Origin of the sequence: Chryseobacterium sp. LAM-KRS1 (assembly GCF_013184525.1) — a bacterium.
Lineage (GTDB): Bacteria > Bacteroidota > Bacteroidia > Flavobacteriales > Weeksellaceae > Chryseobacterium > Chryseobacterium proteolyticum.
The window spans coordinates 533,829-550,205 of the sequence record NZ_JAAOIZ010000005.1 but is presented as its reverse complement, the minus strand read 5'-3'; the positions used below and the strand labels follow the sequence as shown (position 1 = coordinate 550,205).

Annotated in this window: 16 protein-coding genes; 10 read left to right on the top strand and 6 right to left on the bottom strand. The window is 36.3% G+C overall.

Going from position 1 to position 16,377, the window contains the following annotated elements; translation table 11 throughout:
* Positions 1–101 precede the first annotated feature (101 nt).
* The 4 genes from rsgA to G9C87_RS17105 all read left to right on the top strand — a co-directional run bounded on the left by rsgA (position 102) and on the right by G9C87_RS17105 (position 3,972).
* Positions 102–1,028 (top strand): ribosome small subunit-dependent GTPase A, encoded by a 927-nt coding sequence (gene rsgA, locus G9C87_RS17120; protein ID WP_172283364.1) that lies wholly within the window; start codon positions 102–104, stop codon positions 1,026–1,028.
* A gap of 8 nt (positions 1,029–1,036) precedes the next feature.
* Positions 1,037–1,852, top strand: coding sequence for a helix-turn-helix domain-containing protein (locus G9C87_RS17115; RefSeq protein ID WP_172283363.1), 816 nt, complete (start codon positions 1,037–1,039; stop codon positions 1,850–1,852).
* Between the two features lie 125 nt (positions 1,853–1,977).
* Positions 1,978–3,168: a multidrug effflux MFS transporter gene (locus G9C87_RS17110; RefSeq protein ID WP_172283362.1), complete on the top strand. Its 1,191-nt coding sequence runs from the start codon at positions 1,978–1,980 to the stop codon at positions 3,166–3,168.
* Positions 3,169–3,555: 387 nt separating this feature from the next.
* Positions 3,556–3,972, top strand: a complete 417-nt coding sequence (locus tag G9C87_RS17105) for a nucleoside-diphosphate kinase (protein ID WP_034687444.1) — start codon at positions 3,556–3,558, stop codon at positions 3,970–3,972.
* A gap of 128 nt (positions 3,973–4,100) precedes the next feature.
* Here the strand turns inward: G9C87_RS17105 and G9C87_RS17100 are convergent, their stop codons facing one another.
* Positions 4,101–5,939, bottom strand: coding sequence for an alpha-L-fucosidase (locus tag G9C87_RS17100; RefSeq protein WP_172283361.1), 1,839 nt, complete (start codon positions 5,937–5,939; stop codon positions 4,101–4,103).
* A 141-nt stretch (positions 5,940–6,080) separates the two neighbouring features.
* Here G9C87_RS17100 and G9C87_RS17095 point away from each other — a divergent pair, with 141 nt between their 5' ends.
* Positions 6,081–6,572 (top strand): DUF1772 domain-containing protein, encoded by a 492-nt coding sequence (locus G9C87_RS17095; RefSeq protein WP_228457037.1) that lies wholly within the window; start codon positions 6,081–6,083, stop codon positions 6,570–6,572.
* A gap of 212 nt (positions 6,573–6,784) precedes the next feature.
* Here G9C87_RS17095 and rpe read toward each other — a convergent pair whose 3' ends face one another.
* Positions 6,785–7,435, bottom strand: coding sequence for a ribulose-phosphate 3-epimerase (gene rpe, locus G9C87_RS17090; RefSeq protein ID WP_172283359.1), 651 nt, complete (start codon positions 7,433–7,435; stop codon positions 6,785–6,787).
* Positions 7,436–7,542: 107 nt separating this feature from the next.
* Positions 7,543–8,619: a M28 family peptidase gene (locus G9C87_RS17085; protein ID WP_172283357.1), complete on the bottom strand. Its 1,077-nt coding sequence runs from the start codon at positions 8,617–8,619 to the stop codon at positions 7,543–7,545.
* Between the two features lie 51 nt (positions 8,620–8,670).
* Here G9C87_RS17085 and G9C87_RS17080 point away from each other — a divergent pair, with 51 nt between their 5' ends.
* Entirely contained in the window at positions 8,671–9,375 is a 705-nt protein-coding gene (locus G9C87_RS17080; protein ID WP_172283355.1) for a DUF4294 domain-containing protein, read from the top strand.
* Between the two features lie 13 nt (positions 9,376–9,388).
* Here G9C87_RS17080 and G9C87_RS17075 read toward each other — a convergent pair whose 3' ends face one another.
* Both G9C87_RS17075 and mnmD read right to left on the bottom strand, forming a co-directional pair.
* Positions 9,389–9,805, bottom strand: coding sequence for an NUDIX domain-containing protein (locus G9C87_RS17075; RefSeq protein WP_172283353.1), 417 nt, complete (start codon positions 9,803–9,805; stop codon positions 9,389–9,391).
* Positions 9,806–9,977: 172 nt separating this feature from the next.
* A complete protein-coding gene (gene mnmD, locus G9C87_RS17070; protein WP_172283351.1) occupies positions 9,978–10,655 on the bottom strand; it encodes a tRNA (5-methylaminomethyl-2-thiouridine)(34)-methyltransferase MnmD in 678 nt (225 codons plus the stop codon).
* 85 nt (positions 10,656–10,740) lie between these two features.
* On the opposite strand from mnmD, the gene G9C87_RS17065 reads away from it, so the two are divergent.
* The 4 genes from G9C87_RS17065 to G9C87_RS17050 all read left to right on the top strand — a co-directional run bounded on the left by G9C87_RS17065 (position 10,741) and on the right by G9C87_RS17050 (position 14,882).
* Positions 10,741–11,814 carry a branched-chain amino acid aminotransferase gene (locus G9C87_RS17065; RefSeq protein ID WP_172283349.1) on the top strand — a complete coding sequence of 358 codons (1,074 nt, stop codon included), beginning with the start codon at positions 10,741–10,743 and terminating at the stop codon, positions 11,812–11,814.
* A gap of 90 nt (positions 11,815–11,904) precedes the next feature.
* Positions 11,905–12,414 carry a hypothetical protein gene (locus tag G9C87_RS17060; RefSeq protein WP_172283347.1) on the top strand — a complete coding sequence of 170 codons (510 nt, stop codon included), beginning with the start codon at positions 11,905–11,907 and terminating at the stop codon, positions 12,412–12,414.
* 78 nt (positions 12,415–12,492) lie between these two features.
* Positions 12,493–13,530, top strand: coding sequence for a peptidylprolyl isomerase (locus G9C87_RS17055; RefSeq protein ID WP_172283516.1), 1,038 nt, complete (start codon positions 12,493–12,495; stop codon positions 13,528–13,530).
* Between the two features lie 188 nt (positions 13,531–13,718).
* The gene (locus tag G9C87_RS17050; protein ID WP_172283345.1) at positions 13,719–14,882 is read left to right on the top strand and encodes a retropepsin-like aspartic protease; all 1,164 of its coding nucleotides are present in this window, start codon (positions 13,719–13,721) and stop codon (positions 14,880–14,882) included.
* 128 nt (positions 14,883–15,010) lie between these two features.
* On the opposite strand, the gene G9C87_RS17045 is transcribed toward G9C87_RS17050, so the two are convergent.
* Positions 15,011–16,375, bottom strand: coding sequence for a M28 family peptidase (locus G9C87_RS17045; protein ID WP_172283343.1), 1,365 nt, complete (start codon positions 16,373–16,375; stop codon positions 15,011–15,013).
* Positions 16,376–16,377 lie beyond the last annotated feature (2 nt).

Below are 16,377 nucleotides of genomic sequence, written 5' to 3'. Positions count from 1 at the left end.
TTCATTTTTCCCAGCTCTGTATTTTGAATGTTCCATTTTAAACTCTGTACTATACATCCTCCTACCTATCACCGAATTCCTTATATTTGCATTCTATACGTATGAAAGGAAAAATTATTAAATCTACAGGAAGCTGGTACCAGGTTCTGGAAATGGAAACCGGTAGAATTTTCGAAGCCAGAATTCGCGGCAAGTTTAAACTTATCAAAACCCGGCTTACGAATCCTTTGGCTGTGGGAGATTATGTAGAGTTTCAGCTGGAACAGGATGATATTGCCTGGATTACTAAAATAGAACCACGAAAGAATTACCTGATAAGGAAATCGGTAAACCTTTCCAAAGAAGCTCATATTATAGCTTCTAATATTGATCTCGCATGTTTCATTTTTACACTTCGGTATCCGGAAACTTCTCTGGGGTTTTTAGATCGTTTTTTAGCGTGTTGCGAGGCATATAATATTGTACCGCTTATTTTATTTAATAAAATTGATGTCCTGAATGAAGAAGAAATAGAGATCGTAAAAGATATTGAGTTTATGTATCAGGAAATCGGATATGATACACTTGAAATTTCATCTTACTCCAAACTTAATCTGGATCAGCTTCAGGAAATTTTAAAAGATAAAACTTCTGTATTTTTCGGACATTCTGGTTGTGGTAAATCCACATTGGTTAATGCAATGCAGCCCGGATTAAATCTAAAGACTTCAGAAATTTCAGATAGCCATCTGAAAGGAAAACATACGACTACGTTTGCCCAAATGCATTTTTGGAATTTTGGAGGAAATGTTATTGATACACCCGGAGTAAGGGAATTTGCGATGATTGATATAGAAAAAGAAGAAGTACAACATTACTTTCCTGAAATTTTCAAAAAAAGGGAAGACTGTAAATTCCATAACTGTATGCATATCAATGAACCTAAATGCGCAGTAGTGGCTGCCCTGGAAACAGGAGAAATTCAGCATTCCCGATATTCTACCTATATAAAATTAATGGATGAAGCAGAAGAGGCTTCTCAAAAATAGTCTTATTCATGAGTGAGGAAAAGCATATTCCTGTTCATAACCTTACCTATCAGGAATTTCAGCTGACCACTTTGGAAAATGGACATCCTGAAAATTTTAATGACGTCCACAGGCATAATTTTTTTGAGATCCTGTGGTTCAAAGAGGTAAAAGATGATAGTCATCTTGAACTTGATTTTGAAAATTATCACCTCAAAAATAATCAGATCTGCATTATAGCTCCGGGACAGGTGTTCAATATGAAGCTCCGGGGTGAAAAAGGATACGTCTTTGCCATAAGCCGGGAAATCTTCCAGGAAATTTGTGACGTGGAACTCATCCTTACCAATGGGGCAGCTCCTTTTTTTCCTGATTATGAAAGCCGGAAAAATTGCCAGGGGATCATTAAGCTGCTTGAGGACGAATACCATGGAAATTGCCGGATGAATTTAATCAAAGCTTATTTAAAAGCTTTTTGTATTATTATCACAGAGGATCTTACTTCACAAGAGCCTTTACTCCATGACAAGCAACGTATACAAAAGCTCATTACGCTGATCGATACCTACTATATTACACAAAAAGAAACCCGATTCTACGCAGAAAAACTTAGCATAAGCGCTCATCATCTTAATGACATTGTGCGGATTTCACGTGGGACAACAGTAAAAAAAATGATCGCTCAACGCCTTTTACTTGAGGCAAAAAGAGAGTTGAGTTTTGGAGCTCTGACAGTAAAAGAAGTAGCCTTCAGATTAGGCTTTAATGATTCTTCTTATTTTTCCCGTTTTTTTAAGAAGCATTCAGGGTACAGCCCCGAACAATTCAAAAATATGAATGACTGATTCCAGGGATAATCCTCAGTTTGTCCTGGTAAGCCTTCAATAGTTTCATTGGATGACCTTTAATTTTATAAGAATTTTGCATGCTGTAAAAGTCAATGTTGGCATGTAATGATTTAAAAAAAATTATGAAAAAACTGAGTATTATTGTATTTATTCTGGCTCTTTTAAACACGCTCGAATCTTTAAGTATAGATCTTTATCTTCCTGCTTTTCCTGTAATGGCAAAAATTTTCGGAACCGATATAGGGCATATCCAGATTTCTATTTCCATTTTTTTTGCCGGTTTTGCTATCGGGCAGCTACTATGGGGACCGTTATCTGATAAAAAGGGGAGAAAGCCTATGCTGTATTGCGGATTAATCCTATTTATGATTGGAGCCGTTGCTATTATCTTTACCGAAAATATATATGTGTTGTGGATCATGCGTTTTCTTCAGGCTTTTGGAGGAAGTGCCGGGATTGTCATTGGCAGGGCCATTGTAATAGACCTCTACGACAAAGAAAAAGCGATAACTATCTTTTCCAAGCAATCTCAGATAAGCGGGATTGCTCCCATTGTAGCGCCATTAATGGGAAGTGTTTTTCTAAGGTTTTGGGGATGGAACAGTGCGTTTAGCTTTTTAAGCATTTTAGGAGCTATCACTTTATTTCTTGTTGTTAAGTATATTCCGGAAACCAATTCCCGGATAGCATCACCTGAAACTTCGGAAACTGAAATCAAATTAAAAAATCAGCTGAAAGTTATTATTTCCAATAGAGATTTTATCAACAATACTATTATCGGGAGTATTGCTTTTGCATCACTGATTATTTATATTTCCAATGCTCCATTCCTTTTTATGGAAATTCATGGATTTTCCAGTGAAGTATTCAGCTTTATATTTGCCTTTAATTCCATGGCATTAATATTTGCAGCCTATATTACTCCGAAATTAACCCAGAGAGTTAAGGATACCAGAATTCTATTTTCTGCTGCTATCCTGTTGTTGTCAATGAGCTGTTTACATTTATTTATATCTCTGGGCCAATTGTTCGTGGGATTGGAAGTTGCGGTTCTGTTTTCTTCTCTTATAGCAATAGGACTTCTTTTTCCTATTACTACTGCCCATGCATTATCTCCTTTTAAAGAGGGTCGTGGTACAGCTGCAGCCCTGATGGGATTTATTCAGTTAATGGTTACCTTCCTCATGTCAGCTATAGTTGGTTTTTTAGAATCTCAATCCATTATGCCCATGATTATAGCGCGGATCGCACTGGCAGGGGTTGCTGTCTTTTTTGCTTATAGAACTTTTTTGGCAAAAAAGGTTTACGCTTAGAAATATCTCATTTCGATCTTGTTGATAATAAGATTTTTAAAATAAAAAAAATGCCACTTTGACATGTATGTTGGAGTGGTATTTTTTTCGAAAAAATATCGTTTTTTTACTTTTTGGGGTTCTTGGTGATGATTTTGGGGATTTTTTTTTGAGAAAATAAGGGAGATATCATAGATTTTAACAATAAAAAACCCAGCCGAAGCTGGGTAAAAACTAATAACCATGAAAACTCAAATTAAACATGAGAATCGCAATAGAATAAACAATTACTGTGCCAAAGATGAATTTACTATTTCTTAATAAAAGTTATTTTTATGTTAAAAAAAAATTAAAATGGAGATAAGGTTTTTTTTTGTAATTTTGCGGCATTAAAAAAAATATACGTTTATGTCTAACATTACATTCACTATGATTAAGCCTGACGCAGTTGCAGACGGACATATCGGTGCTATATTAGGTAAAATTGCAGAAGGAGGTTTTAAAATCAAAGCTTTGAAGTTAACTCAACTTACTGTAGCTGATGCTAAAAAATTCTATGAAGTACATGCTGAAAGACCTTTCTATGGGGAATTAGTAGAATTTATGAGCTCAGGACCAATTGTTGCAGCTGTTTTAGAAAAAGACAATGCAGTGGAAGATTTCAGAACTCTTATCGGTGCAACAAACCCTGCTGAAGCTGCAGAAGGAACTATCAGAAAAATGTTTGCAAGAAGCATAGGAGAGAATGCCGTTCACGGTTCAGATTCTGACGAAAATGCTCTTATCGAAGCACAATTCCATTTTTCCGGAAGAGAGATCTTTTAAGACCAGAATTTATTCAAAATATAAATCCGGAGATAATTCTCCGGATTTTTTATTTTCAAACCCTGCTATTGGGAAACTTTTATAATAGCCGTTTTTTAGAAGCGGTTAATATGATGTAATCTCAGATCCTATAAATTACTTTCTATAGCACCTACTTTTTCACGGTATAATTCCAATGGTTTATCCAGAAGTATAGCAATGACTGTCATTTCTTTATCCAGCCTTTCTTTTGGAATGTCAATATAGATAATTCCAGGCCGGTCACTCCAGTACAATTTATTGTAAACAGTATGGTCGATCATGGAACCTTCCCCAACAATACGAATTCTTGAAATGCCATTTTTAATTCCTTTTAAAGCAACCGGTCCCGTGGGAATTCCTTCTACAAAAAGATAAAGAGTTTGTTTATCTTTTGAAAGGGCACTCATACCTGCATAATGCCCATCCGGTAATCCTTTTCCGGTTTCAAAAAGAGCTTCGGCATGATCGCTGATCCATGACAAAGTTTTCGCATTCGTTTTTGAAGTCTTTGGAATGCTCATATCCATCCCATCTGCGGTAAGTCCGGAATGGTCCAGGAGATTATTGCCATTATGAAGCTGTTCAGCAATTTCATAGACAGCTGCAAACGTATCGGAATGATCAGTGAGTTGTTTTAAAGATGGAATATCTCCTTTATGGGGGGCTTTAAACTGAATTTCCTTATTAAAAGTAATCTCAATAACAGTCACATCCTGATCAAATTGTACATTAGAAAAATGTAAAGTCAGGTTTCCGGCAGGATCGGTTACCATATTTACCTTTGCATTGGGATCACTAAGAACTTCTGCAGAAACCGGGAAGGATTTTAACCCATATATTTTTGTGAAATTTTTAGCTTCCTCAAGATACAGAAACAGTTTTTTATGATCTTTAGATATTGCAGATTTTCCTTTGTAGTTTTCAAAAGGCAAGCCCTGGCGTGTTCCATATATAGCCTCAGGATATTTAGAGGTCCAGCGTCCCAGGTTTTGGAGGATTTTTACTTGCTCTTCCGGAATGGTTCCATCTGCTTTAGGACCGATATCCAGAAGTAAATTACCACCCATACTGATTACATCTGCCAATGTTCTGATAATCATATTAGGAGTTTTATAATGGTGATCAAAAGGTTGGTATCCCCATGAATCATTCATGGTATAACATAATTCCCAGTATTCACTTTGAGGGCTGATGACCGGGATTCCTTGCTCAGGAGTTTCGTAATCTCCATGATTGGTTAACCTTGAATTGATAATAATATCTGGATTATATTTTTTTAAATTGTCTAAAGTTTTTGATGCCTGCCATTCCTCAGAAGTATGTTCCCAATCGCCATCAAACCATAAAAGATCGGGGTGGTAACGGTCTGACAGATCATTGAGTTGTGACTGATAATATTGGATGAAGTTTTGCCATCGTCCTGGATCATTCTTAATTTCATATCTCTTCTTTGTTCTGGTGTTGATATCATAATAAGGATGGCTCCAGTCCGGGAGGGAATAGTAAAGACCAGTTTTTAACCCTGATTTTTTAAGTTCGTCAATAAAGGGTGAGAGAACATCTTTTTGGGCTATTGAATTTTTTGCAATAGTAGTCGCTTTTTCAGCCTGAGAGTCCCAAAGAGAAACCCCATCATGGTGCTTTGTGGTGATTACGGAATATTGTGCCCCCGAATTTTTAATAAGTTTTGTCCAGTAGGCTGGATTATATTTCGCAGCAGAAAATCCATTCAGCTGCTTCATATAATTTTCATGGTTAATGTAGTTATTAAAAAAAGACCAGGATTCCGAAATTCCATCTACAGAATAGATTCCCCAGTGAATAAAGATCCCCAGTTTGGCATCTTGAAACCATTCCATTTTTTTCGGATTGGGCTTATTTTGTGCATTGCTATTTCCTGCAACCAAAGTTCCCAACAAAAAGGCAATGATCCACTTATTTCTCATGCTTATATTTTTGTGTACTAAAATAACAAAAGTCTTCTTTAATTTCCTAGTTGGAGCGCATATTCATTTTGTGAGTGATTGTATTCAGAATAAAGCTAATTTTATAAAATAAACAAAATGATAATCACCAAAACAAAAGACATGAAAATGACAACACTTATTCTGATCATTACTGGAACACTTACAGCCCTTATTGCAGGATTATTCTATGCTTATTCCTGCTCGGTAGTATTGGGATTAGGGAAACTATCCGACATGGAGTACCTGAAAGCAATGCAGTCTATAAACCGTGAAATTCTCAATCCGGTCTTCTTCCTGAGTTTTATGGGAACGGCAGCGATGCTTCCTATTTGTACTTATATATTCAGAGGGCAGCATCCGGCTTTTCTCTTGCTTTTATTGGCTACAATAATTTATCTGGTTGGCGTTTTCGGGGTTACCGTGGTAGGTAATGTACCTATGAATGATCAATTGGATCAGTTTAATATCGGAGATGCTACTGCTGAAGCATTAAAAAAAGTGCGTGAAGCTTTTGAAAACAGATGGAACCTTCTCAATAACATCAGGTCAATATGTTCTACCATCAGTATTGTTCTGGTTATTTGTGCCTGTATATGGGTTAAAACGGAATAATGTTCAGTATTAGTACTTAATGCAAATTCCGTATTTTTACGGATGCACGGTATTGTGTTTTATTAGCATCTTTACACAAGCATAGAACAACGAAAATCTAAGCTAAAGTCTGAATGACTGAAACTAATAACCATCGTAAGCTCAGATTTTCAACGAATTAAGGCAGCCTGAAGGGCTGCCTTTTTTATATAGCTTTAATAATGAGACGTTACTTAAATTTTTAACAGCTCAATTGTTCTCTCAGGATTTTCAGAAGAGAAAACAGCATTTCCTGCCACCAGAACATCTGCGCCTGCTTCGAATAATTTCGATGCATTATCCAGGTTAACACCACCATCCACTTCAATAAGAGCAGTGGAATTATTGGTTAAGATCAGGTCTTTGGTCTCAGCAATCTTCTTATAGGTGTTCTCAATAAATTTTTGTCCCCCGAATCCTGGATTTACACTCATCAACAATACCAGATCTACATCTGCTATGATATCTTCCAGCATTAGAACCGGAGTGGAAGGATTCAGTACAACTCCTGCCTTAGCGCCTCTGCTCTGAATAAGGTGGATCGTTCTGTGCAGGTGCGTGCAAGCTTCATAATGTACAGAAATCAAATCTGCTCCGTGGTCAATAAATTCCTCAACATATTTTTCCGGTTCAACGATCATTAAATGAACATCAACAAATTTTTTGGCATGCTTCTGAACCGTTTTCATTACAGGAAAACCAAATGAAATGTTCGGTACAAATCTCCCATCCATCACGTCAATATGGAACCAGTCTGCCTGAGAATTGTTCAACATTTCAATATCTCTTTGCAGATTCCCGAAGTCTGCTGATAAAAGGGAAGGAGCAATTAGCTTAGTTTTCATTTTTACTTTTATATTAGATTTATTAAAGATATCAGATGCCAGACACCAGATATCAGACCTGTTTTTTTTAAAGTCTAACATCTGACATCTTTTATCTGATGTCTTTATTAGTGGTATTTCAATTTCATTTCCGGCTGGATCTTTAAAATAGTTTCATAGATCAGGGAGATCACGTTTCCTACATCTTCTTTTGAAACCATTTCTACTGTTGTGTGCATATAGCGCAAAGGTAATGAAATCAATGCACTGGGAACACCACCATTAGAATGGGCAAATGCATCAGTATCCGTTCCTGTAGATCTGCTGGCTGCAGCTCTTTGGAATGGGATTTTCTTTGTTTTTGCAGTATCTATAATCAGTTCCCTGATGGTATGATGCACACTTGGAGCAAAGAAAATCACCGGCCCGTTACCACACTTCTGATCACCTTCTTTTTTCTTCTCGATCATAGGGGTGGTTGTATCATGTGTTACATCTGTCACGATGGCGATGTTAGGCTTTATAGTATCTGCAATCATATCTGCACCGTACAAGCCTACTTCTTCCTGAACAGAATTTGTAATGTACAGACCGAAAGGAATTGTTTTTTTATTTTCTTTTAATAATCTGGCTACTTCTGCAATCATAAATCCACCGATTCTGTTATCCAAAGCCCTGCAAACGAAATAGCGGTTATTCATTTCGAAGAATTCGTCAGGATAAGTAATCATACATCCCACATAGATGCCCATCTCTTCAACTTCTTTTTTAGAAGTTGCCCCACAATCGATGAAGATATTTTCAATTTTAGGAGTAGGCTCATTTTGATTATTGCTGCGGGTGTGAATTGCAGGCCATCCGAACACACCCTTTACAATCCCGTTTTCTCCATGGATATGAACTACTTTTGAAGGAGCTATCGTTTGGTCGGAACCTCCGTTTCTTATTACATAAATTAATCCGTCGTCCGTAATATAATTCACATACCACGAGATCTCATCAGCATGCGCTTCAATGACTACCTTGAATTCAGCTTCAGGATTGATAATTCCATAGCAGGTTCCATAGTGATCAACTTCAATTTTGTCTACATAAGGTCTGATATAATCCATCCAGACTTCCTGCCCTTTGTGCTCGTAACCCGTCGGAGATGATGTATTTAGGTATTTTTCTAAAAATTTTAAAGATTTCTTTTCAAATTTCATAAAAAGGAATGATTTTTGCGTTCAATATTAGCTCTAATACGCGTAAAAATAATGAATTTTAGCAAGATTTTTTGTCTTTTTCTTTTCTTTTTTGGAATTGGTGTTTTTGGACAAACGGATTCTATTATTGCTAAACCCCTGAGCCAATACCCTCCGGAGGAGTTAAAAGTAGATGAATTTGGAAATAAATATTACTATGATGAAAGACAGAAAGCCAAATTCTATGAAATAAATGGAGAGACAGTTGTTGTGATGGATGAACTTGTCCTTCTCAACAAACCTAAATTCAATAACCAGCTGGACAGGAATTATTATTATTTTCTAAATAAAAAACTATACAGGGTATATCCGTTATTTGTAGCAGCTTTACAACAGTACAGGGATATTCAGAAAGAAATGACCAATCTCGACAGTAAGGCAAAAAGAAAATATGTAAGGGACCGTCAGAATATCCTGGCTGATCAGTACGAAAAGCAGTTACGCGATCTTACAACAACCGAAGGTCAGGTTTTTGCCAAGCTTATGAACAGGGCGACAGGAAAGAATGTTTATGAGATTATTAAAGAACTAAGGGGAGGGTGGAGCGCTTTCTGGTGGAATGTTAAAGGTAAAATGGCCAGTATCGATCTTAAAGATCAATATGACCCTCATAGAAACAGAACAGATGAATTCATAGAATCACTATTACAATCCAACTGGAATTCTGGCTATCTTCAGCCATATCCGGGAGCCGGTGATTTTAAAATAAAAAAATAATACCTGTAAGTAATTACAGGTATTTTTCTTTCAGTTTATCAAATACGATTTGATCAATGGGTAAAGGAAATGGATTGTCCGGTCTGTTGATATCAATCCATTCCGTTTTTTCTATACAAGGATCCAGAATAAGGAAATCTTCTTCGTTGATAATATTAACTATATAATATATGGTAAGGAGTTGTTCATTTTCTCTGAAACGGGATACTAAAAAATCTTCTTGTGTATAGAAGTGTTCCACGATATCTATTTTTACATTGAGCTCTTCATCAAACTCCCGGTGGAGACATTCCAGTAATCCTTCTCCGTACTCCAAACCTCCTCCCGGAAATTTTACAAGCTGGTCTCCGGCATATTCTTCAAATAAGGTAAGTACTTTTTTTTCCTTTATCGCACAGGCATATACTCTGACGTTGATCTTATCTATCATATATATATTTTGTATAGCTAAATTAAGGAAATTTGTGAAAAAAAAGAAGTGAATTGAAAGTTGAAAGCTGAAAAATGAAAGGTGCGTCATAAGATCTCAGATGTTGTAAATCCTGAACCTCTGACCCGCAATTCTTATATTACAAAACCTCAGACTTTCGATTTTCTATTGATCACCCTCTCTTTATGGCATTCAGCATTTCCCTTTTCCCTGGCGGACCTTGTTTCTTCTCTACAGTAAAATTAAGTTCCTGAAGGATTCTTCGGACACTTCCTTTGGAAGAGTAGGTTGTTAATAATCCGTTCACATTCATTTTGTCTGAAACCATCTCAAATAATGGTTTTTCCCATAGATCAGGTTGTACGCGCGCACCAAAACAATCGTAGTATACAAGGTTTATTTTAGGTAAATCAATATTTTTTAATTCAAAAAAATCACATTTTATTTTTTTTAAATTAAAATTTTCAACTATTTCCACTGATTTTTCCCATTCTGCAGCATGAATTTTATGATAAATTTCTTTGAATTCAATGTTATCAAAAAGTTCAAAATAGGCCAAATCTTTAATTTCCGATTCATTTATGGGATATTTTTCCAGAGAAAAATAGTTGATGACATGATTTTTATCAGTTTTTAAATATTCATTAATTGTAACCAAAACATTCAAACCTGTCCCGAAACCGAGTTCTAAAATATTAATTTCGCAATCATTTATCAAAATTAGTCCATTTTTGATAAACACGTGTTCGGCTTCTTGTAATGCTCCGTGATGAGAATGGTAGTTTTCATTTAATTCATTGATAAACAGTGTTTTGCTTCCGTCGTTTGTGGTCTTTATCTCTCGTTTCACCCTATTTTTTTGTCAAATTTAGTCTAAAATTTTTATATTTAGAAAATTATGTTAAATTTGTAGAACATCATAAAAAATTTTAGAAATGATAATTCAAAAAACTGAGAATTCCAGACTTTCATCATTCGACCCAAATAATTTTTCTTTTGGGAATACTTTCATAGACCATATGGTAATATGTGAGTATGAGAATGGAAAGTGGGGGGACGTAAAATTGGTGCCTTATGGGCCTTTAGCCTTTACACCTGCAATGATGGGGGTAAATTACGGACAAGCTTGTTTCGAAGGAATGAAAGCTTATAAAGATCAGGAGGGACAGGTTTTCCTTTTCAGGCCTGAAAAGAATTTTGAACGTATCAATAAATCGGCTAAGCGTCTTGCAATGCCTGAGGTAACGGAAGAAATGTTTTTAGATGGTCTGAAAGCATTGGTAGATATCGATAGAAACTGGATCCCTCAGGGAGAAGGAATGTCTTTGTACATCAGACCTTTGATTTTTGCTACTGAAGAAGCTTTAAAAGCAAGAGTAGCAGAAAAATATATGTTTGCAATTGTTGCAACACCTGCAAAAAGTTATTATACTGAACCTGTTTCAGTAAAAATTTCCGATCATTATTCAAGAGCTGCTAACGGAGGTGTAGGATCTGCAAAAGCTGCAGGAAATTATGCTGCATCATTTTATCCTACTCAGTTGGCAATAGAAGAAGGATATGATCAGATCATCTGGACGGATGATGCTACTCACGAATATTTTGAGGAAAGCGGAACAATGAACGTTTTCGTAAGAATCAACGATACTGTATTTACTCCTCCTACTTCAGAAAAGATCCTGGACGGAGTTACAAGAGACAGTTTCATTCAATTGGCTAAAAAAAGAGGAATTGAAGTGAAAGTGGAGCCAATACCTGTAAAAGCTGTAATTGAAGCGCAGAAGAATGGTACATTGAAAGAAGTTTGGGGGGTTGGAACTGCTGTTGTTACAACTATTTTCCAGGCATTAGGATACCAGGGTGAAAAACTGGATTTACCAAAATTATCTGATGAAGAAAGCTTTGCAGCAATCCTTAAAAATGATTTGGTAAGCATACAGACGAATCTTTCGGATGATTCGTTCGGATGGAGAGTGTTAGTAGAAAAAAATGTGTTGGAAACCGTTTAATTTCTACTTTGAAAATTATATAAAAGCCAAGATATTCTTGGCTTTTTTTGTTTATTATATCCTGTGAAATGCTTATTTTCGCAAAAGTTTATGAAAAAATTACTCTTCATATCAGTATTGGGATTGCTGAGCTGTAACAGGAATTCACAGGCTCATCCGCCATTGGGTGGGGTTTTGAGCCAGAAAGATCTGGATATTTCGAAAGCAAGGATGAAAAACCTTAACGCTTCGGAAAGAATGCATATTCAGGAGTGGATCAAAAATCAGCCGGTGAAATTTTATCCTACCCAACTCAACTATTGGGTCAATGCTGAAGGTTTTGATACAAGAGAGAGGAGACCGGATAATTCCCTGATCTCTTATTCTTATGATCTTTATGATTTTGATCAGACCAAGATCTATGATCAGCCTGTTGAAAGAAGAGATGCCAAATTCGGGCACTTTGATGAATTAAAAGCGGTAGAAAATGCTTTGCGTTTTATACATGATGGTGAGGAAGTTACGATTTTGGTTCCATCTTCTCTGGCGTATGGTACTTATGGAGACGAAAAAAAAATAGATAACGACATCCCATTAATCATAAAATTAAAAGCTCAATAAATGAAATTGTTTAACAAGAATATAATTCTGGCAGCGGCAAGTATATCGCTGATGAGTTGTACACCAATTTATAAAAAAATGAACGTAGACAAAGAAACTTACGAAGGTCTTAAAGACGGACTTTATGCTAATCTTCAAACTTCAAAAGGAAACCTTATTGTAAAGTTTGAAGACAAAAAATCGCCTGTTACTGTAGCCAACTTTGTTGGTCTTGCAGAAGGGAAAATTGATAACAAATCTAAAGCTAAAGGAGTTCCTTTTTATGATGGAACTATTTTCCATAGAGTGATCAAGGATTTCATGATCCAGGGGGGAGATCCTCAGGGAACCGGAATGGGAGATCCAGGATATAAATTCGAAGATGAGAGAAACGACCTTCGCCATACAGGAAAAGGTATTTTATCAATGGCTAACTCAGGACCTAATTCAAACGGATCTCAGTTTTTCATTACAGAAGTAGCTACTCCTTGGTTGGATGGAAAACACACAATCTTCGGAAAAGTAGTAAAAGGAGAAGAGGTAATTGATGCCATCGCTAATGTTGAAAAAGGACCTCAGGATAAACCTAAAACAGATGTTGTTTTAGAGAAGGTGAATGTTTTCAGTAAAGGGGATGAATATAAGAATTATGATCCGGCTAAAACTTTCAATGAAGGAAAAGCTAAGATTCAGGAAAACAACAAGGCTTATTTAGCAAAAGAAGAAGCTGAGAGAAAGAAAAAAGAAGAAGAATTTAAGGCTAATCAGGAGAAGATGATAGAAAACCTTAAAGCGGGAATGCAGAAAACTGAATCCGGATTATATTATAAAATTACGAAGACTACGGATGGAAAAGCTCCGAAATCAGGAGACAATGTATCTGTACACTATGCAGGTAAATTGGTAGACGGTAGTGAATTCGATTCTTCTTTTAAAAGAAATGAGCCGATCGAAATTCCAATCGGAATGGGTAGAGTAATCAAAGGATGGGATGAAGGAATCCTGTTACTGAAAGAAGGTGAAACAGCTACCTTATTGATCCCGCCTGCAATGGGTTATGGAGAAAGAGGGGCAGGAGGTGTTATTCCACCAAATGCATGGTTAGTTTTCGATGTTGAGCTTGTAAAAGTGAAATAATTCAAATACCATTATAGGAAAAGCCGGCTTTTTAGTCGGCTTTTTTTATTGGGATAAAAATACAATTAATTTAAGGATGGGAAACCAACTTTTTTAGCAAGATAAGTCCATGTAGAACTATATGAGCAGGATCGTGTTTTTATTTCGTGATCAACGGTAAAATTACTATTTTAGCTCAAAATAATTTAATGAAGCAAGTATTCTCCTTATTTTTCCTTTTTATTTTAATAATGATTTCAGCTCAGGGAAAGCGATTCTTTGAAAGTGGAGAAGTACAATTGACACAGCCTGTTGAGAAAATTAATCTGAATTTTATTAATGATTTACCACTTGTAAAGGTGAACATTAATGGGAAATTGTATAATTTTTTGTTTGATTCCGGTGCCCCTACCGTTATTTCCAATACCATTTATACTGAGCTCAATCTACAGAAAGAGCATACCAGTAAAGTAAAGGATTCCCAGAAAAATAAGCAGGAACAGATTTTCACAAAATTACCGGAAATGACTGTTGATAATGTGGTTTTTAAAAATATAGGTGCTATTGTAATGGACCTGAATGGTTCTGAGCTTGGCTGTTTTAAAATTGATGGTATTATTGGTGCTAATCAGATGGCAAAACTTTTCTGGAAAGTGAATTATTCTGAGAATTTGCTTGAAGCGACAAAAGATCTTTCGAACTTTAAGTTTGATGATTATGAAACTGTAGTCCCCTTTGATTCACAAAATCAGAAAACACCGGTCGTGGAAACTAAAATTTTAGATAAAAACATCAGGCTTACTTTTGATACCGGATTTACAGGAAGGCTTAAGATTTTAGAAAGTGATTATGATCAAAAAAAGATAAAACAATATGTTGAAACTTACGGAATTAGTTCTGTGGGGGCCTTTGGGGCAGGAAAGCCGGTCCCAGGATTTATTTTTAAAATGCCTGCATTAGGTTTAGGAAACAGAATCTTTGATAATGAAATGGTCATTACCGGAAATTCAAGATTAATAGGAAATGATTTTTTCAAAGACTTTGCATTTATAATGGACTGGCAGAATAAAAAGATTTACATGAAGAAGATTAAAAATGATCCGCCAACACTGGAATCTTTTGGTTTTGGATACCGTTTTATTGATGCCAAGCCGGTTGTTGCATTTATATTTAAAGGAGAAAGTTCCTCTTTGGAAATTGGTGATTCAATCTTAAGTATAAATGATGTGGATCTGGATCATTTGAATAAAGAATCTGCTTGCCATTATATGATGAATCGGGTGGAGAGGGATTATAAAACTATTGGAATCAAAGTAAAAAGAGCCGGTAATATTATGGATCTGAGAGTTGATAAAAAAGAATTTCTAAAATAGGTACAAACAGTCTACCTTAAATATTTCGATAACTAATCAAATAACCTGGTTTTTCGTTACGGTAAATAATGAAAACTTCCAATAGTACATAAAATAAAAAAACCGCCGTACGGCGGTTTTTTTATATATTACCAGTTCTTATCGATCATATAAATAAGTTGGGTCATTGTTACCGCTCCCAGCAGCAATTCTCTCCGGTTTACTTTTTCGAAAGTATCTTCATGAGTATGATGAATATCAAAATACCGCTGAGAATCCGGAACCAATTCTGCTGTAGGTACTCCCATAGCATGAAGGGGAGAAATATCAGCCCCGGAGTATTTTCCTTCAAAATTATAAACTCCATAAGGGAGGAATAATGGAGCCCAGCCTTTGATCTGATTTCTTTTTGCATCATCCATCTCCAGAGCAACTCCTCTTGGACTGAAACCTCCGGCATCGGATTCTATAGCAAAAAGGTGCTTTTCATTGGTGTCTTTAGCGGTTTTTCCATATTGTAAGCCACCTTTTAATCCGTTTTCTTCGTTGGCGAAACATACTACCCGGATCGTATGGTTGTTTTGAATACCCAATTTTTTAAATGTTCTCAAAACTTCTATACTCTGTACAATCCCGGCTCCGTCATCATGAGCGCCTTCGCCCACATCCCAGGAATCCAGATGTCCACCGACAACGATTACGCTTTTATCTTTTTTACCTGTTATTTCCCCGATAACAGAGTGGGAGAGCTTTTCTCCTTTCATTCCACAGTTGGAATTCAAAGTAGCCAGTACCTTTTGGGTTTTTAAAAGCTGTTCCAGTTCATCCGCTGTTGTATTTCCGATTGCAACAGCCGGTACTTTGTCTACATTATCTTCGTATCGCATAGCACCCGTGTGAGGAATATCGTCAAAAGCTGATGAAAGAGAACGGATAATGGCAAATCTGCCCCCTTTCTTAGCCGTTAAAGCTGCGGCAGTTACTCTATACTTAGCAGCATCCCCATAACCTCTGAAAGTTTCTATAAACGATTGGCTGAAAGGGTAATTAAAAAACACGATCTTGTCTTTTACTTTCTCAGCAGGAAGACGATCGTATTCTTCCATGGATTTTACCATAATGACTTCTCCGGAAACATCTTTTCCGCCCGTACCTTCAGAATTTCCTAAAGAAAGCATTTTAAGGGTCTTCCATCGGCCACTGTTTGCTGTGATCTTTAAAGATTCTTTTCCTCGTTCCCAGACAGGAATGGTAACTTCCTGAAGCCATACCTTATCAGCTCCGGCATCACGCAGCTTCTGCGCTGCCCACTGAACTGCTTTTTCATAAGCCACCGAGCCACTTAAACGATGGCCAATGTTTTTGGTCAGGTCTCTTAGCTCTGTATATCCTTTTCCGTTGTTAAGGATCTCTTTGGATATTGTACTGAATTGTATTGAATCTTCTTTTACTTTTACCTGACCAAACAAGGTCATACTTAAAAGGAATAAAGAGGTGCTTACTATTTTTTTCATGT